The following is a 23582-nucleotide window of genomic DNA, read 5'->3' as shown; positions in this document are numbered from 1 at the left end:
ACTGCGATGAGTACCGACGATAAACGCATACGCGAATTTGCCTATCAGATCTGGGAATCGGAGGGTAAGCCTGCCGGGCAGGAAAAACGCCACTGGGAAATGGCGCGCAAACTGGCCGAGGCCGAAGCCTTGGCGCCGAGCAAACCGCCTAAAGCGGCAAGCAAGTCCGCGGCCAGCAAGACCGACGGCACCAAGCCGGCGACCGCCAAGAGCACTGCGGCCAAGCCTGCCACCAAGAGCACCACGCCCAAGGCCAAGCCCGCGGCCAAGCCTTCGGCGGCCACCGCCGCAGTGGTCCCGCCCGCCGACAAGGCCAGCGCCAAAAAGCCACGCGCGCCGCGCAAGCCTCCGGCCGTCTGACCCCGCGGACTCATCGTTCTCAAGCGAGTGCTTCTTTTAGCGAAGAGGCCTGCTTGTGGCGTGGGGATTTTTCCTCTCGCCACAAGCGCAAGGCACGCAGCCTTGCGTGCAGCGCACCACCGTATCTGTCTTTTGCAGGAGCAACTATGACCCGTCCGAAAAAAACCACGCCGCCGCCCGTTATCGAGGCATCGCGGATTCGTGAAGGGCTGCCGTTTCCGCTCGGCGCGACCTGGGATGGCCTGGGGGTCAATTTCGCGTTGTTCTCAGCCAACGCCACCAAGGTCGAACTGTGTATCTTCGACGACACCGGCGAAGTCGAACTCGAGCGCATCGAACTGCCCGAATACACTGATGAGATCTACCACGGCTATCTGCCGGACGCCCATCCAGGGCTGATCTACGGCTACCGCGTCTACGGCCCGTACGACCCGGAAAACGGCCACCGTTTCAACCCCAACAAATTACTGATCGATCCCTACGCCAAGCAGTTGGTGGGTGAGTTGAAATGGTCGGAGGCCTTGTTCGGCTACACCATTGGCCATCCCGATGGCGACCTCAGCTTCGATGAGCGCGACAGCGCGCCGTTCGTGCCCAAGTCCAAGGTCATCGACCCGGCTCACACCTGGGGCCGTGATCATCGGGTCAGCGTGCCATGGGACAAGACCATTCTGTATGAAACCCACGTGCGCGGCATCTCCATGCGTCATCCCTCGGTGCCCGAGAACCTGCGGGGCACGTTCGCCGGCCTGATGGTCGATGATGTCCTGGAACACATCCGCAAGCTGGGCGTGTCGTCGGTGGAATTGTTGCCCATCCACGCATTCGTCAACGACCAGCACCTGCTGCACAAAGGCATGACCAACTACTGGGGCTACAACAGCATCGCCTTCTTTGCCCCGGACCCGCGCTACCTGGCCAGCGGCAAGATCGCCGAATTCAAGGAAATGGTCGCGCATATGCACGAGGCCAACCTGGAAGTCATCCTCGACGTGGTCTACAACCACACCGCCGAGGGCAACGAACAAGGCCCGACCCTGTCCATGCGTGGCATCGACAACGCCTCGTATTACCGGCTGATGCCCGACGACAAACGCTACTACATCAACGATTCGGGCACCGGCAACACCTTGGACCTGAGTCACCCCTGCGTCTTGCAAATGGTCACCGATTCCTTGCGCTACTGGGCCACCGAAATGCACGTGGACGGTTTCCGTTTCGACCTGGCGACCATTCTGGGCCGCTATCACGACGGCTTCGATGAGCGCCACAGTTTCCTCGTTGCCTGTCGCCAGGATCCGGTGCTGCGCCAGGTAAAAATGATCGCCGAACCCTGGGACTGCGGTCCTGGTGGCTATCAGGTCGGACGCTTTCCACCTGGCTGGGTCGAATGGAACGACAAGTTTCGCGACACCGTGCGCGCCTTCTGGAAAGGCGACGATGGCCAACTGGCCGACTTCGCCAGCCGCATGACCGCGTCGGGCGAGATGTTCAACCAACGTGGCCGACGTCCGTACGCCTCGGTGAACTTCGTCACTGCCCACGACGGCTTCACCTTGCACGACTTGGTGTCTTACAACGACAAGCACAACGAAGCCAACGACGAGAACAACCAGGACGGCAGCAACAACAACCTGTCCTGGAACCACGGCGTCGAAGGCCCGACGGATGATCCCGAGATCAACGCGCTGCGCCACCGGCAGATGCGCAATTTCTTCGCCACGCTGTTGCTGGCCCAAGGCACACCCATGATCGTCGCTGGCGATGAGTTCGCGCGTACCCAGCACGGCAACAACAATGCCTATTGCCAGGACAGCGAGATCGGCTGGGTCAATTGGGACCTGAGCGCGGATGGCGAGGCGTTGCTCAAATTCGTCAGGCGCCTGATAAAGCTGCGCATGTCCTATCCGATCCTGCGACGCGGACGGTTCCTGGTGGGCAATTACAACGAGGACATCGGCGTCAAGGACGTCACCTGGCTGGCCCCGGACGGCAGCGAGATGACCGTCGAGCAATGGCAGGACAGCCACGGTCGTTGCCTGGGCATGCTGATGGACGGCCGCGCCCAGGAGACCGGCATCCGTCGCAAGGGTGGCGACGCAACGCTGCTGTTGGTGGTCAACGCCCACCACGACATCGTCAACTTCAGCTTGCCGGAAGTGCCCGAAGGCAGCTTCTGGACGTGCATGGTCGACACCAACCAGCCGGCTGTGCGCGGCCAGGAGCGTTTCGACTTCGATTCCGAATACTCCGTAACCGGGCGCTCGCTGCTGCTGTTCGAGCTTCAACGCGAAGAAGAGGAATAAGGCACGTCCAGGACCGGGTAGCGCAAGGACGCGCGCCCTGCCCGCATCAACTCGAACAAAAAAAACCGGTTCAGATACACATTCTGCCGCGACGAATCCGCCGGCATGGTCAATACTTCGCCTGCGGTCGATTCCAGGACTCGGAACATCGCGAATCACAGTCAGGCCCCAAGGGGGCGGCATTGGGCGGTTGGCCCGATGCGTGACTGAACGATTGGACAAGACAAGGACGTAGCTCATGAAACCCGCCTCTCGCTTGCAAGGCCGACATCATTCGCAAATCTGGAACAGCGCTCCGCAACTGGCCGACATTCCGATCATCAGCACCCAGACACTCATTCCCGCAGGCGCCCGCGCGGTCATCCTTGCCCCGCACCCTGGCGACGAGGTGGGCGCTTGTGGCGGGTTGCTCCAGCTCTTGAGCAACCTGGACCAACCGATGTTATTGATCTCGGTTACCGACGGTAGCCTCAGCCACCCGGGCTCGCCGTTGTGGTCCGATGAGCGACTGCGCACGTTCCGCCCGCATCCCCAGGAAAGCGTCGACGCCTTGCATCGCCTGGGCGTGCCTTCCCATGGCCTGCAATGGGTACGCGGGGGTTTTCCGGAAAAGGGCCTTGCCGAACATGAAGCCCAACTGACCGCCTTCATAGGCCATTACCTCAAGCCTGGCGACGTGGTGTTCAGCACCTGGCGCCTGGACGGCGACAGCGACCACGACACAGTCGGCCGGGCCGGGGCCCTGGCCGCCGAAACCGTCGGCGCGGCGTTCAATGAATTGCCGGTGTGGGCCTGGCATTGGCCGGTTCGTGAACAAAACCGGATCCCCTGGCATCGGGCGCGTAAATTGCGCCTGGACGTCTGGACCACGGCCCGTAAGCGCCACGCCATGCACGCCTATGCCAGCCAGCTCAGCAGCGAACCGACCACCGGCATCTCACCGCTGGTGCCGCGGGTGATCCTTGATCGCATGGGCATGCCGTACGAAATCGTGTTTATCTGATCGCCAGTTCCTGTGGGAGCTCGCTCCCACATCGTTTCATGCGGCCTTGAAGCGTCTTATGAACCAACAATTTCGGAACTGCCTCGGCCGTCGTCAGTCGCATGAACAGAGACGTCTGATTCAGGAGTGAACGTGACTCGCGATTCTCACTGGCAGGCCGAAGAACCCGTGCCGCAGGACACACCCGCGGCGATTCATCGACTGCGTGTCCTCACGGTCAATACTCATAAGGGCTTCACCGCCCTCAACCGTCGTTTCATCTTGCCGGAGCTGCGCGAAGCGGTACGCGCCACGGGTGCCGACCTGGTTTTCCTCCAGGAAGTGCTTGGCGAACATGATCGACATGCCATGCGCTACGACAACTGGCCCCAGACCTCACAATATGAGTTCCTCGCCGACAGCATGTGGAGCGACTTCGCCTACGGCCGGAATGCCGTGTACCCCGACGGGCATCATGGCAACGCGCTGCTTTCCAAATACCCGATCCGCCAGTTTCGCAACCTCGACGTGTCGATTACAGGCCCTGAACGGCGCGGACTGCTGCATTGCGTGCTGGACGTACCGGGCCATGCCGAAGTCCATGGGATCTGCGTCCACCTGAGCCTGTTGGAGAGCCATCGCCAATTGCAACTCAAGCTGCTCTGCAAGTTGCTCGACTCGCTTCCCGAAGACGCGCCCGTGATCATCGCGGGAGACTTCAACGACTGGCAATTGCGCGGAAACGTCACGCTTGCCCGTCGCCAGTACCTGCACGAAGCCTTCGAACACCATCACGGGCGTCCTGCCCGGACCTACCCTGCCCGCTTCCCGCTGCTGCGCCTGGACCGGATTTACCTGCGCAACGCCACCAGCCATGCCCCGCAGATCCTCGGCAACAAGCCCTGGACACATTTGAGCGATCACTTGCCGCTGGCGGTGGAAGTGCATCTCTGACCCCTGGCCTGGCCGGGCCGACCTGTAAGATCTGACAGTAGCGACGCCGTTCATTCGTTGTTAGCGTGCTTCCCCATACAGCGAACGTTGCCGGGTCCTGTGTGCCATCTGTCGTGCAACCCATGCTGAAACCGGCATGCCATGGATGCCCATGCAGAGGGATAGCACGTGATTCGGCGCGATCGGCGTTTCAATCAGCTGTTCAATGTCTTGTGGGTAACGGCTCCGTTCCTGCTTCCTGTCCCATCAACGATGGCGGCCTGCGTGTTGTCACCCACGGCAGGCGACGATACTTACGTGTGCGACAGCGGAACCAGCGCAACCGGGCTGACCGATCTGTCGGGCAACAACGGACTGACGGTCTCCGGCAACGGCCTCATCCAGGGCGACGTCGTCTTCGATGCCGGTAACGACCGCATCGAGATCAACTCCGACGGTGTGGTTGACGGTGACGTCGAGCAAGGTTCGGAAGCCGACGAGTTTGAAATGAACGGTGGTCGGATCCTGTCCATCTCCCAAGGCGACGGCCTCGATAACTTCCTGATGACCGGCGGCACCATCGTCGACGCGTTCGAAGATGGCGACATCGCCCGGATGAGCGGCGGCAGTATCGGCCGGGTCGACATGAAGCTCGACGACAATGTCTTCGACATGTCGGGAGGGCAAATCGTTGGCAACCTGGTCACCGGATTTGGCCAGGACACGATTATCCTGTCTGCCGGGAGCATCGGCGGGAATGTCAGCGTCAGCGGTGGCGACGACAGCATTACCGTCAGCGGCGGCACCATTGGCGGTGAAGTCCGTACGAGTACCGGCAATGACAGGTTTGTATGGAGCGGCGGCATCATTCGCTCGGCCATCCTGATGGGCGATGGCAACGACACCGCAGTGCTGAGCAATCTCACCGAAACGGGGCTTGCCCCCACGCCCCGTGTCGAGGGCGGCCTGGGCCAGGACGTTCTGACATTCCAGGGCAGCATGTCGGGCACCGGCGCCCGTTACAATTTATGGGAAACGGTCAAGCTCGCGCAGGGCTCGCGCCTGGATCTGGGCGACACCCTGGTTCTAGGCGACAGCACTACCGGCACGGGGTTGCTTGATATCGACAGCAGCAGCGTACTCACGGCGACTCAAGGCGTTATCGCACCGTTTACCGCAGGCCAGATGACCACCCTCAACAACGCTGGGGTGATTGACCTCTCCGATGGCAACGCCCGCACCGATGACACGCTCACCATACAGGGCAACTATGTCGGTAACGGTGGGCAGTTGCGCCTGCAAACCGCAGTGGGCGCAGACGGCTCCGCCAGTGACAAGCTCGTGGTCGATGGCGGAACACTCACTGGCAATACCACGATAACCGTCACGAACCTGGGCGGCGCAGGCGGCCTGACCACCCAGGACGGGATCGAGCTGGTCCGGGCCCAGGGCGGCGCCATCAGCGACAGCAGCGCCTTCTCTCTGGCGCAATCGGTTTCGGCCGGCGCGTTCGACTATCGCCTGTTCAAGGGCGGCGTGGCCGGCAACGCCGACAACTGGTACCTGCGCTCCACCGTGGTAGCCGGCCCAGTACCGGCGCCCATCCCGACGCTGCCTCCGGTGCCAGGTGCACCGCCCGTCCCGACGCTACCGCCCTTGCCGACTGCGGTGCCCGGGGCGGCGCCCATTCCTCTGTATCGCCCCGAAGTGCCTACCTGGTCGGTATTGCCCCCGGCCGCCGCACAACTGACCTTGATGGCCTTGGGTACGTTTCACGACCGCCAGGGCGACCAGCGCCTGCTCTCGGGAACCGGTGCCTTCGGCGCTGGGTGGGGCCGGGCCTACGGCAAGGACCTCGACCAGACCTGGGCCGGCACGGTGACGCCACGGTTCGATGGCTCCATCAAGGGCTTTCAGGTCGGCCATGACCTCTATGCCGCGCCGACGTCGGGCGAGCAGACCCAGCGAGTCGGTTTTTTTGTCGGCCATACGGAACTGAACGGCGACGTCGACGGCTTCAACCTCGGCTTCAAAGGCCGACGCGCCGGCAAGATCGAACTCGACGGCGACAGCTACGGTTTGTACTGGACCCTGATCGATCCCTCCGGTGGCTACGTCGATGCGGTGGTCATGGGCACCCGCTTGAATGGCGATAGCCGCTCCGAGCGCGGGGTCAAGATCGACAACCGCGGGCATGCCTTGACCCTGTCGGCGGAGGCCGGCTATCCGTTTGCCGTGGCTCGCGACTGGGTCCTCGAGCCCCAGGTCCAGATCATCCATCAGAAGATCAGCCTGGACAGCCAGGACGACGGAATTTCCAAGGTCGATTTCGATTCCGACAGCGCCTGGACCGGCCGCCTCGGCGCGCGGCTCAAGGGCAGCTACCAGGTCAGTGGCTTGCCGTTGGAGCCCTATCTGCGGGCCAATATCTGGCACACCTTTTCCGGCACCGATGCGGTGACATTCGACGACACCCAACGGATCGAGACCGAGCAACGCGCCTCAACAGCGGACCTGGGTGTGGGCGTCATCGTGAGCCTGGCGTCTACGGTCAGTGCCTATGCGGGCGTCGACTACAGCAATAACCTGGACAGCAGCCAGCAACGCAGCATGAAGGGGAATATGGGTGTGCGGATTCAGTGGTGAGGCGAAACGCCGAGGATTTGACGTCCAAAATGGGTCGTTTTTATTTACGTTAAATCATCGAGTTAGAGCTGGATGATTTCACTCTGCCATTTGTCGGCCAATTTCTTGACGTGACCGCTCCGGTCTTCTTGACTACACCGTACTACCCCCCGGAACACAGTCAGGGGCAGGCCTCTGGAACCCGCCGTCGCGGGCCGCCAGAGGTTTGCCTCATCCCATTCGGTCGCCCCTCATTCGGGGTAGGAGAGACGCCCCAAGCGAGAAATGCATGCGATTGCAAGGCAGACCCCCATGAAAACTTCCTCCCGCTCCCAGGAACTCAGAACCACCTTCTGCACCGTCTCCACTTCCCTGTTGCTGTGTTCATCGATGCCGGCGCTGGCAGAGCTGGACGATCCCCTCGCCGCGCCCTGGTATGACCGGACACCTACCGATAACCAAACGGGCAACGACCCCACTTCTGGCAAAAGCCCCGCGCTGTTTACCCTGCGAAATACCAGCGGCCACACCCAACGCGTCGGATTGGTCGGCGGCCAGAACCAGATCATCGCCAACGGCAGCGGGATGTTGATAACGCCGGCCCTCGCCGAGCCCGGCCAGGAAGCGTTGAATCTGCAGGGTCCCAACCTGGGGGCCTACTGGAGCCTGACCGGCCCAGCGGGCTGGCACGTCGACCTGAGTGCGAGCGGCGGTCGGGTCAACGGTTTCAGCCTGGACGAACAGGGCCAGCGCCATGCCACCGAGGGCAGCGCCGTCACCCTGTCGGTCGAAGGCGGCTTTCCCATCGGCATCAGCGAAAACTGGGTGGTCGAACCCCAGGCGCAATTGATCAACCAACGCATCACCCTTGATACGCCGAACGGGGAAAATGGCGACAGCAGCGAGCTGAGTACCTGGAGCGGTCGAGTCGGCGCCCGGCTCAAGGGGACCTACCAGGTCAATGGCCTGGGCGTCGAACCCTACGTGCGCACGAACCTGTGGCACACGGTCCAGAGTGCCGACACCCTCACGCTGGACAAAGTCGACAAGATCAGCAGCAGCCGTAAATCGTCGACCGTTGAGGTGGGCCTGGGCCTGGTTGCCCGGGTAACCCCGGTGGTCAGCCTGTACGTCAGCGCCGACTACAGCAGTGACGTCGACGATAACGACCTCAACGGCGTCATCGCCAGCCTGGGCGTACGGATGCGTTGGTAAACGCCGGCATCACAAACCGCCGTGGCAAGGGCGCAGGCAGGACAGCCGCACAGCCCTTGCCACTTCGAAATCACCTCCATTAAGGCGTATAACGCTAAGAGCGCTGCAGACTGTCAGCCCATGGCTCATTTCATTGATGGAGTAACGATATGACCACAGCCAACCTGTTTTCCGATTTATTCCCCAGCGCCGCTGATATCCCGGAAGCCTACCGTCTCGGTGACCCCGTCGAACAACGGGAATACCTGGTCGATGGCGTCCTGAGAACCTGGCAAGGCCCACTGGCCACCGTGCGCAGCCCGGTTTACCTGGCGGGCCCGAATGGTGATGAACAGGTGATTCTCGGCAGCACGCCGCTGCTGGACGCGGAGACGGCGCTGACCGCGCTCGACGCTGCCGTCCGCGCCTACGATCGCGGTCAGGGCACCTGGCCGACGATGCGCGTCGCCGAACGCATCCGCCACGTCGAAGCCTTCCTGGCGCGCATGCGCGAACAGCGCGAAGCAGTGGTCAAGCTGCTGATGTGGGAAATCGGCAAGAACCTCAAGGACTCCCAGAAGGAATTCGACCGTACCTGCGACTACATCGTCGACACCATCAATGCCCTCAAGGAACTGGACCGCCGGTCCAGCCGCTTCGAGCTGGAACAGGACACCCTGGGCCAGATCCGCCGCGTGCCCCTTGGCGTCGCCCTCTGCATGGGCCCCTACAACTATCCGCTGAACGAAACCTTCACCACCCTGATCCCCGCGCTGATCATGGGCAACACCGTGGTCTTCAAGCCCGCCAAGCTCGGCGTGCTGCTGATACGGCCGTTGCTGGAAGCCTTTCGCGACAGCTTCCCGGCGGGCGTCATCAATGTGATCTACGGCAGCGGCCGGGAAACGGTCAGCGCACTGATGGCCAGCGGCAAGATCGACATATTCGCCTTCATTGGCACCAACAAGGCCGCCAGCGACCTGAAGAAACTCCATCCGCGTCCGCATCGCCTGCGTGCCGCCCTCGGTCTGGATGCCAAGAACCCCGGCCTGGTACTGCGAGAGGTCGATCTGGATAATGCCGTCAGCGAAGCACTGACCGGTTCGCTGTCGTTCAATGGACAACGGTGCACCGCGTTGAAGATCCTGTTTGTCCATGAAGACGTCGCGCCGGCGTTCATCGAGAAGTTCAACGCCAAGCTCGCCGCCCTTAAACCCGGCATGCCTTGGCAAGACGGCGTGGCGCTGACGCCGTTGCCTGAAGCCGGCAAGGTCGATTACTTGCATTCCCTGGTGGCCGATGCCATCGCCAAGGGCGCTGGTGTCATGAACCAGCACGGCGGGGAATCCCGCGCGTCGTTCTTCTATCCGGCGGTGCTCTACCCGGTGAATACCGCCATGCGGGTCTACCATGAAGAACAATTCGGTCCGGTGGTGCCTATCGTGCCGTACCGCGACCTCAATACCGTGGTCGACTATGTGCTGGAATCCGACTTCGGCCAGCAGTTGAGCATCTTCGGCACCAACCCTTCCGAGGTCGGCAAGCTGGTGGACACCTTTGCCAACCAGGTCGGACGCATCAACATCAATGCCCAATGCCAACGCGGCCCCGACACCTTCCCTTTCAATGGCCGGAAAAACTCCGCCGAAGGCACGCTGTCGGTCCACGATGCGCTGCGCACCTTTTCGATCCGCACGCTGGTGGCGACCAAGTTCCAGGAGAACAACAAAGCGCTGATCAGCGACATCATCCGGGAGCGGGATTCGAACTTCCTGACCACCGACTACATCTTCTGACAACGCTTGCCGGTCACGACAGGGCTGGGCGACGCCACTTGATGCCCCAGCCCTGTTGCATCCCGGCAGCGGCCAGCAGGATCGCCGCCACACCCAGCCATTGCAGTGGTTCGAGGCGATGGCCGAAGGCAAACCAGTCGACGAAGATCGCCGCGATCGGATAGATAAAGGACAGCGCGCCGGTCAAGGCCGTCGGCAACCGTTGGATCGCGCTGTACAGCAGCACATACATGACACCGGTGTGGATCATGCCAAGGGTCAGCAGGCTGGCCCACGCCTCGGGTTGCTGGGGCAGCGACGAGAAATTCGCCCACGGCGCCAACAACAATATCCCGGTGCTGACCTGGACCAGCGCGATCAAGTGGGGCGGCGTACCGCTCAGGCGCTTGATGATCAACGCTGCGATGGCGTATAGAAAAGCCGCACCCAACGCCAAGGCGATGCCCGCCAGATAGTCTTCGCCGCCCTGCCCTTGTTCGCCATGGGCGCTGACGATTGCCAACATTCCCAGGAACGAAACCGCCAGCCAGAACAGTTTTTGCGCGGTGATTTTTTCCCCCAGGAACAACGCCCCCAGCCCCACCAACATGAACGGCTGGACATTGTAGACCGCCGTGCCGATCGCGATCGAAGCGCGGGAGTAGGAAGCGAACAACAGCACCCAGTTACCCACGATCGCCACGCCGCTGAGTACCGCCAGCAGGAACGTCGTGCGCGTCAACACACCTGGGCGCAGGAACCCGAGACCGGCGCAAATCAGCAGCAACGTGCCGGCGCCGAATACGCAACGCCAGAACACCACATCCAACACGGGCAGGCCGGCCACCAGCACGAACCAGCCTATGGTTCCGGAAATCAGCATGGCGGCGGTCATTTCGAGCGAACCGCGGCGTAGGGTCTTGTCCATCTTCAGGCTCCTTCAGTAAGTGAGCACAGTATGCCGAGCCGCCGGGTCGCTTCTCCATGGCTTGAAAAAGGCTAGACTGGCTCCTGGCCTTTTTTATCAAGGCCATTTCGGGTAATTGCCTAACGGAGCAAAAAATGACCGACGCCATCGACCAGATCCTTATCAACGCCTTGATGGAAGATTCGCGACGCTCGCTCAAGGCCTTGGCGAACCTCAGCGGCCTGTCGTCCCCCAGCGTTGCCGAACGCCTGCGCCGCCTTGAGGAGCGCGGCGTGCTCAAGGGTTATACCGTCGAGGTCGATCCGAAGTGTTTCGGTTACCAACTCCAGGCCATCGTGCGCATTCGTCCGTTGCCGGGACAATTGCAGGAGGTGGAGCGGCAAATCCAGGCCATCGGTGAGTTCACCGAATGCGACAAGGTGACGGGCGAGGATTGCTTCATCGCGCGGCTGCACGTGCGGTCGATGGAGCAGCTGGATGTGCTGCTGGATAAATTGAACGTGCTTGCCGAGACCAACACGGCCATCGTCAAGAAGACGCCGGTGAAGCGGCGATTGCCGCCGATGGAGTGAACCGAGCGCCACCGTTCATACCTTTGTATAGCCGCGTCACACCCAGGCATACCGCCACTGACCTTATGTAGAAGTGTTCCAACCCGTACCGACGCCTACCATTTCCCGCAGCGAGCCGAAGCTGAGTGCGCCTGATGACTGACTGCATCGGGCCACGCATTTTTGGGTACGTCGCAACACGGTCACGCTGAAACAAACAATTCAACGTATCGATTTCGTCTTCGGGAGCACATCATGAAACAGCACATCTTGATCGTCGGCGCCGGTTTTGGCGGCGTATGGAGCGCACTCAGCGCGGCCCGCCTGCTCGACCAACATGATCGCAATGACATACAGATCAGCGTCCTTGCGCCCCAGGCCGAGTTGCGTATCCGCCCGCGATTCTACGAGCCCGACGTCCACACCATGATGGCGCCTTTGGCCGGGTTGTTCGACTCGGTCGGCGTGAACTTCGTCCAAGGCATGGCCGAGAGCATTGACGTCAACCGCAGGCAAGTTGGCTACCGCGACGCAATCGGCGGCCAAGCCATCCTGGGCTACGATCGGCTGGTATTGGCCGCGGGCAGCAAGCTGATGCGCCCCGACCTGGAAGGCATGCTCGAACACGCATTCGATGTGGATGAGATCGAGCAGGCTTCGCGCCTCGAAGCCCATTTGAAATCCCTTGCAGCCCTGCCTGACAGCCCCGCTCGCAATACCGTGGTAGTGGCAGGCGGCGGTTTTACCGGGATCGAGACTGCCACCGAAATGCCCGCCCGCTTGCGCGCGGCGCTCGGCCATGACGCCAAGATTCGCGTGATTGTGGTCGACCGCGGACCGACGATCGGGGCGGCGCTGGGCGAAGGAATCAGCCCGTCGATCATCGAAGCGTCCGATCACCTGAGCATCGAATGGATCCTCAATGCCTCGGTCGAATCGGTGGATGCCGGCGGCGTCACCTTGTCGGACGGCAAGCGGATCGAGTCCAGGACCGTCATCTGGACCGTCGGTTTCCGCGCCAGCCCCCTGACCGGGCAAATACCCGGCACCCACGATCGCCAGGGCCGCCTGCACGTCGACGGCTACCTGAAGGTGCTCGGGCAGGATGACGTCTACGCCACCGGCGACGTGGCCTATGCCGCCACCGATGACCTGGGTAATTACGCGGCCATGTCCTGCCAGCACGCCATCGCCCTGGGCCGCTACGCAGGCAACAACGTGGCCGCCGACCTGCTTGGTGTCGCGCCGATGACCTACAGTCAGCCCAAATACGTGACGTGCCTTGACCTGGGCGCCTGGGGCGCGGTGTACACCGAAGGGTGGGATCGCCAAGTGAAGTTGGTCGGCCAGGAAGCCAAGGAGCTCAAGCACCAGATCAACTCGGTGTGGATCTATCCGCCCGCCGCCGACCGCGCAACCGCACTGGCGGCGGCTGACCCATCCATCCCGGTGGCCTGATTCACATGCCCACCCCCCGGCCAGTCCCTCCTTCTGTGCCGGTCTTTCCCAGGCGCCTGCCAAGGTTTTTTCGGCGGGCGTTTTTTCTGCTCGCTCGACAAGCCAGCCTGGATATCGCCAATGCCGAGCAAAATCCGTTGCAACGCCCGTCGCCCTGCACGAGTGGCTCACGGTAAGGTACGCAAAATCATCCGGATCGAGGTGTACCGTGGCGTCCTACTCCCTGCGTCAGTTGAAGTATTTCGTCACCACGGTGGAATGTGGCAGCGTCGCCGAAGCCTCCCGCAAGCTGTACATCGCCCAGCCGTCGATTGCCACGGCGGTCAAGGGCCTGGAAGACAGTTTCGGCGTGCAGCTGTTGATCCGTCATCATGCCCAGGGCGTCTCGCTGACCCCGGCCGGTGCGCGGTTCTATCGCAAGGCCCAAGAGCTGTTGCGCATGGCCCGGGAATTCGAGCAGAACGCGTTGGCCGACAATGACGTGGTCAGTGGCCAGATCGACATCGGCTGCTTCGAGACCGTCGCCCCGCTCTACCTGCCACGGCTGATCGCAGGTTTTCGCGAGCGCTTTCCCGGCGTGGAAATCCGCGTTCAGGATGGCGAGCAACAGGAACTGGTCCAGGGCCTGACCGGCGGGCGTTTCGACCTGGCGATCTTCTATGAGCACGATCTCGACAGCACGATCGAGACCGAAGCACTGACAGCGCCGCAACGACCTTACGCATTGCTGCCGGCCGGCCATCGCTTCGCCAATCAAGCGCAGGTATCGCTTCGGGACCTGGCGCTCGAACCGATGATCCTGTTGGACGTACAACCCAGCCGGACGTATTTCGTGAGCATCTTCGAGGAGCTGGGCCTGGCGCCGAACATCGTCTTCAGCTCGCCCTCCATCGAGATGGTACGCGGCATGGTCGGCCAGGGTTTTGGCTTCGCCGTGCTGGTGACCCGTCCGCAATCGACCTGCACCTACGACGGACAGGAGGTGGTGTGTGTCAGCATCGCCGAGGACGTGACCGGCTCGGCGCTGGTGGCTGGTTGGCTCAAGCGCGCGCACCTGACCAAGCCGGCGCAGCTGTTCGTGGATTACTGCAAAGAGCAGTTCACGGAGTGGTTGGCGTAGGCCGGCGAGCCTCATACCTCCGTGGCGAGGGAGCTTGCTCCCTCGCCACAAGAGCAGTTCGAGATCAGCGAGCCGCCCAAGCGTTGAAACGCTGTTCCAACTCCTCGCCGTGGTCGACCCAGAATTCAGCATCCACCGCTTGCGCCTGCGCCAGGTTCGCCTCGGCAGTGGGCAGTTGCTCACGGATGTCGGCAGGCAGCAACGCAAGCGTCTGGCGATGCACCGGTCCGTAGGGGATGTTCTCCGAGAAGACTTTCTGAGTCTGCGGCTGGCTGGCAAAGGCGATGAATTTCTCCGCCAGGGCCTTGTTTGGCGTGCCTTTGACCACCGCCCAATATTCCGGGTCATACAGGCTCTGCGGCCAGACGATGCTCAGCTTCATGCCTTCCTTCTGCGCCGAGGCGATGCGACCGTTGTAGGCAGCACTCATCGCCACGTCCCCGGCCACCAGCCATTGCGCCGGCTGGGCGCCTGCTTCCCACCACTGGATGTTCGGCTTGATCTGGTCCAGTTTGGCAAATGCCCGCGTCACGCCTTCCGGCGTATTCAAGACCTTGTACAGATCCTCAGTCTTGACGCCATCCGCCAGCAAGGCGATTTCCAGGGTGTACTTGGCGCCCTTGCGCAAACCGCGCTTGCCCGGGTACTCGTTGACGTTCCAGAAATCGGCCCAGGACGTGGGCGCCTTGGTCAGTTTGCTCTGGTCATAAGCCAGCACCATCGACCAGACATACGTCGCCACACCGCACTCAGTGAGCGCTCCTGGGACGAAATCCGCAGGTTTGCCTATCGCCGCCGAGTCGAGTCTTTCAAACAAGCCTTCTTCGCAACCGCGCAGCAATTCGGGACTTTCCACTTCGACCACATCCCAACTGGTGTGCCCGGCCGCGACCATCGCCTTGATCTTCGACAGTTCGCCATTGTATTCGCCGGCCACGATGTTTCCCGTACCGCTGGCGTTGAAGGGTTGGAAGTAGGCCTTGTCCTGGGCCAACTTGGTGGCGCCGCCGAATGAGATCACGGTCAGGCTTTGTGGCGCGGCCAGGACGCTGGTGCTCAGCACCGCCAGGGCACACGCAATGTTGCAACGCAAGGATCTGGACATGAATCGGTTCCTCGAAAATGCCGGCTCGCCCGCACGAGTCGGCGGCGGGACTCAAAAGTGACCGTAAACGCGGGCGGCGTGGTCTACAGCGATTGCAAAACTGTTCATCCTGGGTCCCGTCCATCGGGCTCGCCCAGGTGAATGGCGAGGCGATCCATCAACCGGTCACAAGCGGCCATCTGCTCGAGGCTCACGTACTCGTCGGGCTTGTGGCCCTGGTCCATGCTGCCGGGACCGCAAACCACCGTCGGGATGCCGGCCTGATGGAACAGCCCCCCTTCGGTGCCAAACGCCACGGTGCCAAAGGCATCGCTGCCGCAGAGGCGGGCCACCAGGCGCGCAGCTTCGCCGTTTGGGGAGGTCGCCAAACCGGGGTAGGCAGACAACGGCTCGAAACGGATCGCGGTGTCCATGTTCACTGCCCGCATCCTGGGCAGCAGCGCCTGCTCGGCGTAGTCCTGCAATTTTTCCACCACCCCCTGCGGGGCGAAGTCCGGCAAGGCGCGTATTTCAAAGTCGAAGCGGCAATCGGCGGGGACGATGTTCAGCGCCGTGCCGCCCTGGATCACGCCGACCTGCACGGTCGAATACGCAGGATCGAATCGCGGATCGTGGAGCGAAGGTTCGGCCAGCTCCGCGCCGATCTCACCCAAGCGGCCGATCAAGCGTGCCGCCTGCTCGATGGCATTGACCCCATAGGGTGCATAGGCGGAATGGCAAGGTGCGCCCTTGACGTGGCAACGCATCGCCAGCTTGCCCTTGTGGCCCAGCACCGGTTTCAGTTCGGTGGGCTCGCCGATCAAGCACAAAGCCGGTTGCGGAACCCGTTGTGGCAGGACGTCCAGCAGACTGCGAACGCCCAGGCAACCGACTTCTTCGTCATAGGAAAATGCCAGGTGCACTGGGCGCCGTAGCGGGCTGGCGAGGAATGTCGGCACCGCCGCCAGCACCGAAGCCAGGTAGCCTTTCATGTCCGCTGTACCGCGTCCGAACAACTTGCCGTCCCTTTCAGTCAGGCAAAACGGCTCGACCGTCCAGGCCTGCCCGTCCACCGGCACTACGTCGGTGTGCCCCGACAGCACCACGCCGCCCGGCACCGACGGACCGATGCTCGCCAGCAGGTTGGCCTTGGTGCGCTCGGCGTTATAAATGAGCTCGCTGCTCACGCCCAAGCCATGCAGGTAATCGCGAACGAACCCGATCAAGGCCAGGTTCGAATCGCGGCTGACCGTGGCAAAGCCCACCAGTTCGGCGAGCAGGGCGCGGCTGCGCAACTCACTCATCGCCCGGCACTCCATAGCTGGGTGCCTGGGTCGGGTCGAGGGCTCGCGTGAGGTAGTCCTGCAATTGTGGCTGATAGGCGAGCCAGAGTTTTTCCAGTTCGCCGATGGGGTTTTCCTCTGCCCAATCGACCCGCAGATCGACTATCGGCCAGGTCAGGTCATCCACCACCGACAACGCCGCCGAATGCACCGCCCCGGCTTCGCCACCGGCGGCCTGTCCCGCCTGCAATGCGCCCAACAGCCGGGACGCGAGACTGCCCTCACCCTGCTCGAACGCCCCGACCATGGCGGCGATGACGCCATCGCCCGCCAGCAAGTTACCGGCCGCCACGCACTGCTCACCGAGCACCGCGCCGTGGACGCCCAAGGCGTGGCGACCAGTGAAAACCGCCGTGCGCCCCTGGGCATCCACCACCGCCACCTGTCGATACTCGCTATAGCCATTGCGCGCCAGGGCATGGTCCAGTGCCTCCTGCGCAGCCGAACCGGCGGCCAGTTCGTCGAGGATCTGCGGGCCCAGCGCAGGCAAGGTGATGTTCTGGCTCGACACCGCGCCAACCCCGGCCCGCAGCCAGGGGCAACGGGCACCGACGGCAATGCTCGATGAACTGATGGCGATGCCCAACTGGCCGGTTTCGGCGCAGCGTCCGACGATGGAAAACGTCATGTCGTTGCTCCTTATTCGGGGATGACCGCGATCACATCGATTTCCATCAGCCACTGCGGCTGCCCCAGGGCGCTGACCACCAGCCCAGTGGAAATCGGGAACACGCCCTTGAGCCATTTGCCGACCTCCTGATACACCGGCTCGCGATAGCGCGGGTCGATCAGGTAGGTGGTGGTCTTGACGATGTGGCTCAGGTCGCTGCCGGCTTCTTCCAGCAGTTGCTTGACGTTGCGCATGGCCTGCTCGGCCTGGGCCCGCGGGTCGCCGAGGCCAACCAATTGGCCGTTGAAATCAGTACCTACCTGTCCACGGACGTACACGGTATTGCCCGCACGCACGGCCTGGCACAGGTCGTTGTCCAAGGTCTGGTTCGGGTAGGTGTCCTTGGTATTGAACATGCGGATGCGAGTGTGAGTAGGCATCAACGAACTCCCGTCAGGCTGGTTTTCAAAGGTTGCGAAACGCGTTGGGATGCATCGCGGTAGTCGAGGTACGTGCGCTGTTTGACGATGTGGTCGGTGATATGCCGGGCGTCGTGCCATACGCCCCAGATGAATGCCGAGCCGCGCCGCGACAGCCACGGCAGGCCGACGAAATAGAGGCCGGGCTCGCTGCCGACGCCACGCTGATGCCGCGGTTTGCCGTCGGCCTTGAACGCATCGACGTTCAGCCAGCTGTAGTCCACCGAATATCCGGTGGCCCAGATGATCGTCGTGACGCCCGCCTCGACCAGGTCCAGTTCGAGGATCGGATGGGTCATGCACTTGGGGTCGGGCAACAACCGACGCGCTTCGGGTTCGGGCGGCAGGTCCAGGCCATTGCGCTCGATATAGGCATCGGCCGCGTCGAGCAAGGCCAAGTAGTTTTCATCGCCACGGGCAATGTTCTCGGCAAGGTTGGCTTCGAAACTCACCACGCTGCCATGGAACGCCCGGGTCAGGCCCACCAGGGTGATACCCTCATGAGCCAGCCGACGAAAGTCCACCGTGTGGCCGCCCCGGGCGCCACTGACGGCGATGGTCACGTGTTCTTTGCCGGGCTTGACCGCTTCGGCGTCCCACTCGCCCAACACCCCCAGCCACCAGCAGAAATCCCGATTGCGATAGGCACGCGGCGGACGATCATGGGCGCCGACAGAAAGGTAGACCTGCTTGCCGGCGCGCTGCAATTCATCGGCGATCTGCACCCCCGACGACCCAGCCCCCACCACCAACACGGCGCCTTCGGCCAACTGCTCGGGGTTACGGTATTGCGCCGAATGAATCTGGCTGACCGTAGCCATCTCAGGCGCGATAGGCGGGATGACGGGGCGCTGGAAGGGGCCGGTGGCCACCACCACGTTCGTGGCTTCGATCAGGCCGTCCGATGTCTCGACGCGGAAGCCCGGGCGACCGACATTGCGCTCGACTTTGCGCACCTCCACCCCGGTGCGGATCGGCGCATTGAATTTGCGGGCATAGGCTTCGAAGTACTCGGCCACCTGATCCTTGGAGGCAAAGGCATCGGGATCCAGGCCGGCGAATTCGAGCCCGGGAAAGCGGTCGTGCCAGGCCGGGCCATTGGCGACCAGCGAGTCCCAGCGCGCCGTACGCCAGGCCTCGGCGATGCGATTGCGCTCCACCACCAGATGCGGCACGCCTTGGCGGCTCAAATGTTCACTCATGGCGACACCGGCCTGGCCGGCGCCTATTACAAGCGTATCGATGCGTAGGGTTTCAACGGGCATGTCTGGGCACTTCCGGCAGTGGTTTTGGCTCAGGTCGGCGCGGTGCCGCCTCGGGGTTCGGTTTCTTGTTGTTCTGCGATTTCAGCTATCGAAATGAGCTGTCGAGGCGATTGTGTTGGCAGGCGGAAATTTGCGAAACGAGGGTTTTTGTTGTGGCTGGGAAGGAAAAAACTGCTCGGCAGGCGTTGCGCCAACCGAGGGCAATCGAAGGTCAAAACGTGTCGAAAAGGTGCATTCAGCTTGGCCGCGCCGGAAACGCCTTGAGCTCGAGTTTCTCCATCACCAGCGCGATGAACGCCGAAACCGCCAGCGGCAACTGCCGTCGGCTTGGGTAGAGCACGTTCAGGCCGAAGCCGTTGCGTTGGTACTGCGGCAGTACCCGCACCAGTCGGCCGGCTTCCAGGTCCATGGCGCTCAACGCCGACGGCAGCACGGCGATGCCCAGGCCTGCCACCGCCGCCTTGCGCAATGCCTGGGCGGTGTTGGCGTTGAAACGGCTGGGTATCTGCACGACCGCTTCCTGGCCGTCCGGACCAATGAGTTGCCAGTGGCTCAGTCCACTGGGATGGGGAAAATTCACGCTGTGGTGCCGAGCCAGGTCGTCCAGCGACTTCGGCATGCCCCGCGCAGCAATGTACGCCGGGCTGGCGACCATGCCGTCGCTGGCGTTGCTCAGCAGTTGCCGACCGACGTATCCCGAGTCCTGCAACACACCGCCTCGGAAGGCAACGTCGATGCGGTCGGCAATCAGGTCGACACGGGCATCGCTGAGCACGAAATCGAGTTGCACACGCGGGTGCGCGGCGAGGAAGTCGGCAATCCATTCCATCGGGAAGAAGTCGAAGAAATCCGCCATCGCGGCGATCCGCACCAGGCCGGCAGGTTCGTCACTGCCGTGCATCAGCGCCTGGCCCGCGTCGATCAAACCATCCACTGCGCCCACGCAACGCTCATAGAACCCCTCGCCCACATGGGTCAACGTGAGCTTGCGCGTCGACCGTTGCAGCAACCGCGTCCCCAACTGCGCTTCCAGCTGCTGGACGCGCCGGCTGACGGTGTTCGAAGGCATGCCCAGCCGCCTGGCCGCTTCGGCAAAACTGCCGCTGCGTACCACCTGGACAAACAGCGCCACGTCGTTCAAGTCCAGCATAGCGTCGGGATTCCTGCGTTTTCTGGATGAGTTCAATCCGATTGTATCGGCTAATCAAACGATTGGAAGGCGCTTACGCTTCTTCCATCGAAGCCCCCGTGCTCCTGAAACCAGAGGCCCTTCCCATGAACAGCATTGTCGCGGCACCACCGCGCGCCATCGTCCACCGCACCACCGGCAGCAGCCATGGCCCCATCACCCGACTCATGAGCCCCGGCGACCTCGGCCAACTGTGCAAACCCTTCGTGTTCCTGGATCTGTTCGAGTTCAACGCCAAGGGCATGCCGCGCGGCTTCGGCATGCACCCGCATTCCGGGATCGCGACGCTGACCTACATGATCGAGGGCGAAGTGGTCTACGAAGACACCACCGGCAAATCCGGCACGCTACCGAGTGGCGGCATGGAGTGGATGCAGGCCGGCAATGGCGTGTGGCATGACGCCCGGCCTGTCGGAGGCTCGCCGATCCGTGGCTTCCAACTCTGGGTGGCGTTGCCGCCCGGCCAGGAAAACGCCCCGGCGCACAGCGCCTACCTCGCGCCCTCCGACATCCCACGGCAAGGTCCGGCGCTGGTCATGCTCGGCGAATACGGCGCCGCTCGCAGCAGCATTGCCGCACCGCCCGGCATGAACTACCTGGCGGTGCAGCTCAAGGACAAGGAGCGCTGGCGCTACACGCCGCCGGCCGGACACGACGTTGCGTGGCTGGCCGTCAACAGCGGCAGCCTCGACGCAGGCGAAAGGGTCAGTGCCGGGGAGATGGTGATTTTCCAGGAATCCGCCGCGGCCATCGACATCGTTGCCCAGGGCGCGACCTCCTTCGTGCTCGGTTCGGCAGTCAAGCATCCCCACGACCTGGTGACGGGCTACTACTCGGTCCACACCAGCGAGGCCGCGCTGGAACAGGGCGAAGCGGAAATCCGCCGCATTGGCGTCCAGTTGAAACAGCAAGGGCGGTTGGCCTAGCCATCCCTCGATATCCCATTCCATCCCTGATTAATCAAAGGTGCCTCATGAGCCACATCGGTCTTGATCTTCTGCTGTCCCACGTCCAGGTTGGCAACCTGTCCTTGAAAAACCGCATGGTCATGGCGCCCATGACCCGCAGCCGCGCCGGTGACGGCGATGTCGCGACGCCCCTCATGGCCGAGTACTACAGCCAGCGGGCCAGCGCCGGCCTTATCGTCACCGAGGGCTCGCAGGTTTCGGCCCAAGGCAAGGGCTATCTGCGCACCCCCGGGATTTTCACTGCACAGCAGATCGCCGGCTGGAAGCAGGTGACCGAAGCCGTTCACGCCCAGGGCGGGCAGATTTATTTGCAGCTCTGGCATGTGGGCCGGTTGTCCCACTCCCTGGTCCAGGCTGACGGTGCCCTGCCCGTGGCCCCTTCGGCAATCAAGGCCGACGGTGAAATCTACACCGCCGAGGGCCTCAAGCCCTATGAACTGCCACGGGCGTTGGCGCTGGATGAAATCCCCGGAGTGATCGACGATTTCCGCCAGGCCGCCGTCAACGCCAAGCTCGCCGGTTTCGACGGCGTGGAAATCCATGGTGCCAACGGTTACTTGATCGACCAGTTCCTGCGTGACGGCACCAACCAGCGCACCGACGCCTACGGCGGCTCGATCGAAAACCGCGCACGCTTCCTCAAGGAGGTGGTCGAGTCGGTGATCGAGGTCTTTGGCGCCAGCCGCGTTGGCGTCCGCCTGTCGCCGATTTTCAGTTACTTCTCGATGAGCGACAGCCATCCCCAGGCAACTTTCGACTACACCGCCCGGATGCTCAGCCGTTATGGCTTGGCGTACTTGCACATCGTGGAGCTGGGCGAAGGCTCGTTCGATTTCCTCGAACTCAAGCGACGCTTTGGCGGGCCCTACATCGCCAACGGCGGCTACAGCGCTGAGCGGGCTGGCACGGCCATCAGTCAGCGCACGGCAGACCTGGTGGCATTCGGCACGCCGTTCCTGGCGAACCCGGACCTGGTGGAGCGATTCCGATTGGGTGAAGCGTTGAACGCGGCCGATCCAGCCACGTTCTATCAGGGCGAGGAGCGCGGCTATACGGATTACCCAACCCTGTCGGCACGTTAAGCCGGTACACAGCGCGGCGCAGCCCCAGCTCGCCTCGCTGAATTGTACAAAATCGTAAAAAACTTATACAAAACTCTTTATCTCGTACAACTCATGCCGTACGCTCCGAAAACTTGTACAGAAACCTGATTACGTACAATTTTCGGAGCCCGACATGTCTGCCTTTCTCAAAGGTTTCGCTCATGCCTTCGCCGAGCTGGATGCCAGTCGCCTGGCTGAGCTCGACAAGCTCTACAGCGCCGACATCCTCTTCCAGGACCCGCTGCATCGGGTCGATGGGCTACCGGCCCTGCGCGATTATTTCGCCCAGCTCTACGCCAACGCCAGCGATCTGCACTACGCCTTCCACGGCTACGATGAAACCGGCCCCGGTGAAGGCTACCTGCGCTGGACGCTACGCTTTCGTCACCCACGCCTGAACGGCGGTGAGCCGATCCAATTGCCTGGTTGCAGCTACTTGCGCTGGACCGATCGGGTCTACCTGCATCGGGACTTCTTCGACGCGGGCGCCCTGCTCTACGAGCACTTGCCGCTGTTCGGACCGCTCATACGCTGGCTCAAGCGGAGGCTGGCATGAGCCGCATCTGGCTGACCGGTGCCAGCAGCGGCATCGGCGCCGAACTGGCTGCGTTGCTGCTTGAGCAAGGTCATCGCCTGGCATTGAGCGCACGCCAGGTCGACCCACTGCGGGCATTGGCCGAGCGCTATCCCGATCAAGTGCTGGTGCTGCCGGGCGACCTCAGCAATCGCGCACAGGTGGCCGGGATCGCCCAGCGTATCGACGACGAATGGGGCGCCCTCGATCAGGTGATTCTCAATGCCGGCACTTGCGAATACCTGGAACCGGGGCACTTCGACACGCGCCTGGTGGAACGAGTCCTCAATATCAATCTGCTGGGCACCTGCCATTGTCTGGAAGCTGCGCTGCCCTTGTTGCGCCGAGGCCAAGCCCCGCATCTGGTGGCGGTGTGCAGCGCCGTGACGTGGCTGGCCCTGCCTAGGGCCGGGGCCTACGGCGCGTCGAAGGCTGCGTTGCGTTACCTGCTCGAATCGTTGCGCATCGACCTGGCCGCCGAGGGCATCGACGTCACCCTGATCAGCCCCGGTTTTGTCGATACGCCGCTGACACGGCGCAATGACTTCCCCATGCCGCAGATCTGGCCGGCACAACGGGCGGCGCAGTTCATCGCTCGCCGTTTGCCGGCGCGGCCGCTGGATATCGCGTTCCCTGGTCTTTTCATCTTTGTCATGAGACTCCTCGGGCGCCTTCCCGCTCGCTGGCGCCTGGCGCTCGGTCGACGCCTGTCACGCGACTCCTCAGAGGCTTGAA

At 62.6% G+C, this 23582-nt stretch carries 21 protein-coding genes; 14 read left to right on the top strand and 7 right to left on the bottom strand.

What is annotated here, in order from left to right; genetic code table 11:
• The first annotated feature begins 6 nt into the window (after positions 1-6).
• From J3P79_RS11975 to J3P79_RS11945, 7 genes are all read left to right on the top strand, one after another.
• The gene (locus J3P79_RS11975) at positions 7-360 is read left to right on the top strand and encodes a DUF2934 domain-containing protein (protein ID WP_434610773.1); all 354 of its coding nucleotides are present in this window, start codon (positions 7-9) and stop codon (positions 358-360) included.
• Between the two features lie 146 nt (positions 361-506).
• Positions 507-2666 (top strand): glycogen debranching protein GlgX, encoded by a 2160-nt coding sequence (gene glgX / locus J3P79_RS11970; RefSeq protein WP_434610771.1) that lies wholly within the window; start codon positions 507-509, stop codon positions 2664-2666.
• A gap of 238 nt (positions 2667-2904) precedes the next feature.
• Positions 2905-3669, top strand: coding sequence for a PIG-L deacetylase family protein (locus tag J3P79_RS11965; RefSeq protein WP_434610769.1), 765 nt, complete (start codon positions 2905-2907; stop codon positions 3667-3669).
• 132 nt (positions 3670-3801) lie between these two features.
• A complete protein-coding gene (locus J3P79_RS11960) occupies positions 3802-4602 on the top strand; it encodes an endonuclease/exonuclease/phosphatase family protein (protein WP_434610767.1) in 801 nt (266 codons plus the stop codon).
• A gap of 168 nt (positions 4603-4770) precedes the next feature.
• The gene (locus J3P79_RS11955) at positions 4771-7227 is read left to right on the top strand and encodes an autotransporter outer membrane beta-barrel domain-containing protein (protein WP_434610765.1); all 2457 of its coding nucleotides are present in this window, start codon (positions 4771-4773) and stop codon (positions 7225-7227) included.
• Between the two features lie 291 nt (positions 7228-7518).
• Positions 7519-8421 carry an autotransporter domain-containing protein gene (locus J3P79_RS11950; RefSeq protein ID WP_434610763.1) on the top strand — a complete coding sequence of 301 codons (903 nt, stop codon included), beginning with the start codon at positions 7519-7521 and terminating at the stop codon, positions 8419-8421.
• A gap of 149 nt (positions 8422-8570) precedes the next feature.
• The gene (locus tag J3P79_RS11945) at positions 8571-10196 is read left to right on the top strand and encodes an NADP-dependent glyceraldehyde-3-phosphate dehydrogenase (RefSeq protein WP_434610762.1); all 1626 of its coding nucleotides are present in this window, start codon (positions 8571-8573) and stop codon (positions 10194-10196) included.
• Between the two features lie 13 nt (positions 10197-10209).
• Here the strand turns inward: J3P79_RS11945 and J3P79_RS11940 are convergent, their stop codons facing one another.
• Positions 10210-11103 (bottom strand): DMT family transporter, encoded by an 894-nt coding sequence (locus tag J3P79_RS11940; RefSeq protein WP_045155859.1) that lies wholly within the window; start codon positions 11101-11103, stop codon positions 10210-10212.
• 134 nt (positions 11104-11237) lie between these two features.
• Between J3P79_RS11940 and J3P79_RS11935 the strand changes: the two genes are divergently transcribed.
• From J3P79_RS11935 to J3P79_RS11925, 3 genes are all read left to right on the top strand, one after another.
• Positions 11238-11675 (top strand): Lrp/AsnC family transcriptional regulator, encoded by a 438-nt coding sequence (locus J3P79_RS11935; RefSeq protein WP_039591048.1) that lies wholly within the window; start codon positions 11238-11240, stop codon positions 11673-11675.
• A gap of 234 nt (positions 11676-11909) precedes the next feature.
• Positions 11910-13112: an NAD(P)/FAD-dependent oxidoreductase gene (locus tag J3P79_RS11930; RefSeq protein ID WP_434610759.1), complete on the top strand. Its 1203-nt coding sequence runs from the start codon at positions 11910-11912 to the stop codon at positions 13110-13112.
• A 208-nt stretch (positions 13113-13320) separates the two neighbouring features.
• Positions 13321-14232, top strand: a complete 912-nt coding sequence (locus J3P79_RS11925) for a LysR family transcriptional regulator (RefSeq protein ID WP_434610756.1) — start codon at positions 13321-13323, stop codon at positions 14230-14232.
• 64 nt (positions 14233-14296) lie between these two features.
• Here the strand turns inward: J3P79_RS11925 and J3P79_RS11920 are convergent, their stop codons facing one another.
• From J3P79_RS11920 to J3P79_RS11895, 6 genes are all read right to left on the bottom strand, one after another.
• Entirely contained in the window at positions 14297-15337 is a 1041-nt protein-coding gene (locus J3P79_RS11920; RefSeq protein WP_434610753.1) for an ABC transporter substrate-binding protein, read from the bottom strand.
• Positions 15338-15441: 104 nt separating this feature from the next.
• A complete protein-coding gene (gene argE, locus J3P79_RS11915; protein ID WP_434610750.1) occupies positions 15442-16620 on the bottom strand; it encodes an acetylornithine deacetylase in 1179 nt (392 codons plus the stop codon).
• A complete protein-coding gene (locus J3P79_RS11910) occupies positions 16613-17287 on the bottom strand; it encodes a DUF1028 domain-containing protein (protein ID WP_434610747.1) in 675 nt (224 codons plus the stop codon). The genes argE and J3P79_RS11910 overlap by 8 nt, the downstream gene beginning before the upstream one ends.
• 11 nt (positions 17288-17298) lie before the next feature.
• Entirely contained in the window at positions 17299-17709 is a 411-nt protein-coding gene (locus tag J3P79_RS11905) for a RidA family protein (protein WP_003201555.1), read from the bottom strand.
• On the bottom strand, positions 17709-19013 hold the full coding sequence (locus J3P79_RS11900) for a flavin-containing monooxygenase (protein ID WP_434610744.1): 1305 nt from the start codon (positions 19011-19013) through the stop codon (positions 17709-17711). Before J3P79_RS11900 ends, J3P79_RS11905 begins: the two co-directional genes overlap by 1 nt.
• 235 nt (positions 19014-19248) lie before the next feature.
• A complete protein-coding gene (locus J3P79_RS11895; RefSeq protein ID WP_434610741.1) occupies positions 19249-20163 on the bottom strand; it encodes a LysR family transcriptional regulator in 915 nt (304 codons plus the stop codon).
• Between the two features lie 125 nt (positions 20164-20288).
• On the opposite strand from J3P79_RS11895, the gene J3P79_RS11890 reads away from it, so the two are divergent.
• The 4 genes from J3P79_RS11890 (at position 20289) to J3P79_RS11875 (ending at position 23581) form a co-directional block, all read left to right on the top strand.
• Positions 20289-21128, top strand: a complete 840-nt coding sequence (locus tag J3P79_RS11890) for a pirin family protein (protein ID WP_434610738.1) — start codon at positions 20289-20291, stop codon at positions 21126-21128.
• A 47-nt stretch (positions 21129-21175) separates the two neighbouring features.
• Positions 21176-22252, top strand: coding sequence for an alkene reductase (locus J3P79_RS11885; RefSeq protein ID WP_434610736.1), 1077 nt, complete (start codon positions 21176-21178; stop codon positions 22250-22252).
• A gap of 154 nt (positions 22253-22406) precedes the next feature.
• Positions 22407-22829, top strand: coding sequence for a nuclear transport factor 2 family protein (locus J3P79_RS11880; RefSeq protein WP_434610733.1), 423 nt, complete (start codon positions 22407-22409; stop codon positions 22827-22829).
• A complete protein-coding gene (locus tag J3P79_RS11875) occupies positions 22826-23581 on the top strand; it encodes an SDR family NAD(P)-dependent oxidoreductase (protein WP_434610730.1) in 756 nt (251 codons plus the stop codon). Before J3P79_RS11880 ends, J3P79_RS11875 begins: the two co-directional genes overlap by 4 nt.
• The last annotated feature ends 1 nt before the right edge of the window (position 23582 follow it).

This window comes from Pseudomonas sp. R1-7, from assembly GCF_051132105.1.
Classification (GTDB): Bacteria; Pseudomonadota; Gammaproteobacteria; order Pseudomonadales; family Pseudomonadaceae; genus Aquipseudomonas.
Note: the sequence above shows the minus strand (reverse complement) of the source record. Positions and strands in the feature narration are given on the sequence as shown.

Bases quoted from the DNA above. Each gene is read 5' to 3' on its own strand.
- J3P79_RS11935 (WP_039591048.1), top strand. From the start codon at position 11,238: ATGACCGACGCCATCGACCAGATCCTTATCAACGCCTTGATGGAAGAT.
- J3P79_RS11900 (WP_434610744.1), bottom strand. From the start codon at position 19,013: ATGCCCGTTGAAACCCTACGCATCGATACGCTTGTAATAGGCGCCGGC.
- J3P79_RS11880 (WP_434610733.1), top strand. From the start codon at position 22,407: ATGTCTGCCTTTCTCAAAGGTTTCGCTCATGCCTTCGCCGAGCTGGAT.
- J3P79_RS11950 (WP_434610763.1), top strand. From the start codon at position 7,519: ATGAAAACTTCCTCCCGCTCCCAGGAACTCAGAACCACCTTCTGCACC.
- J3P79_RS11895 (WP_434610741.1), bottom strand. From the start codon at position 20,163: ATGCTGGACTTGAACGACGTGGCGCTGTTTGTCCAGGTGGTACGCAGC.
- argE (WP_434610750.1), bottom strand. From the start codon at position 16,620: ATGAGTGAGTTGCGCAGCCGCGCCCTGCTCGCCGAACTGGTGGGCTTT.
- J3P79_RS11875 (WP_434610730.1), top strand. From the start codon at position 22,826: ATGAGCCGCATCTGGCTGACCGGTGCCAGCAGCGGCATCGGCGCCGAA.
- J3P79_RS11885 (WP_434610736.1), top strand. From the start codon at position 21,176: ATGAGCCACATCGGTCTTGATCTTCTGCTGTCCCACGTCCAGGTTGGC.
- J3P79_RS11930 (WP_434610759.1), top strand. From the start codon at position 11,910: ATGAAACAGCACATCTTGATCGTCGGCGCCGGTTTTGGCGGCGTATGG.
- J3P79_RS11975 (WP_434610773.1), top strand. From the start codon at position 7: ATGAGTACCGACGATAAACGCATACGCGAATTTGCCTATCAGATCTGG.
- J3P79_RS11905 (WP_003201555.1), bottom strand. From the start codon at position 17,709: ATGCCTACTCACACTCGCATCCGCATGTTCAATACCAAGGACACCTAC.
- J3P79_RS11920 (WP_434610753.1), bottom strand. From the start codon at position 15,337: ATGTCCAGATCCTTGCGTTGCAACATTGCGTGTGCCCTGGCGGTGCTG.
- J3P79_RS11945 (WP_434610762.1), top strand. From the start codon at position 8,571: ATGACCACAGCCAACCTGTTTTCCGATTTATTCCCCAGCGCCGCTGAT.
- glgX (WP_434610771.1), top strand. From the start codon at position 507: ATGACCCGTCCGAAAAAAACCACGCCGCCGCCCGTTATCGAGGCATCG.
- J3P79_RS11940 (WP_045155859.1), bottom strand. From the start codon at position 11,103: ATGGACAAGACCCTACGCCGCGGTTCGCTCGAAATGACCGCCGCCATG.
- J3P79_RS11965 (WP_434610769.1), top strand. From the start codon at position 2,905: ATGAAACCCGCCTCTCGCTTGCAAGGCCGACATCATTCGCAAATCTGG.
- J3P79_RS11890 (WP_434610738.1), top strand. From the start codon at position 20,289: ATGAACAGCATTGTCGCGGCACCACCGCGCGCCATCGTCCACCGCACC.
- J3P79_RS11910 (WP_434610747.1), bottom strand. From the start codon at position 17,287: ATGACGTTTTCCATCGTCGGACGCTGCGCCGAAACCGGCCAGTTGGGC.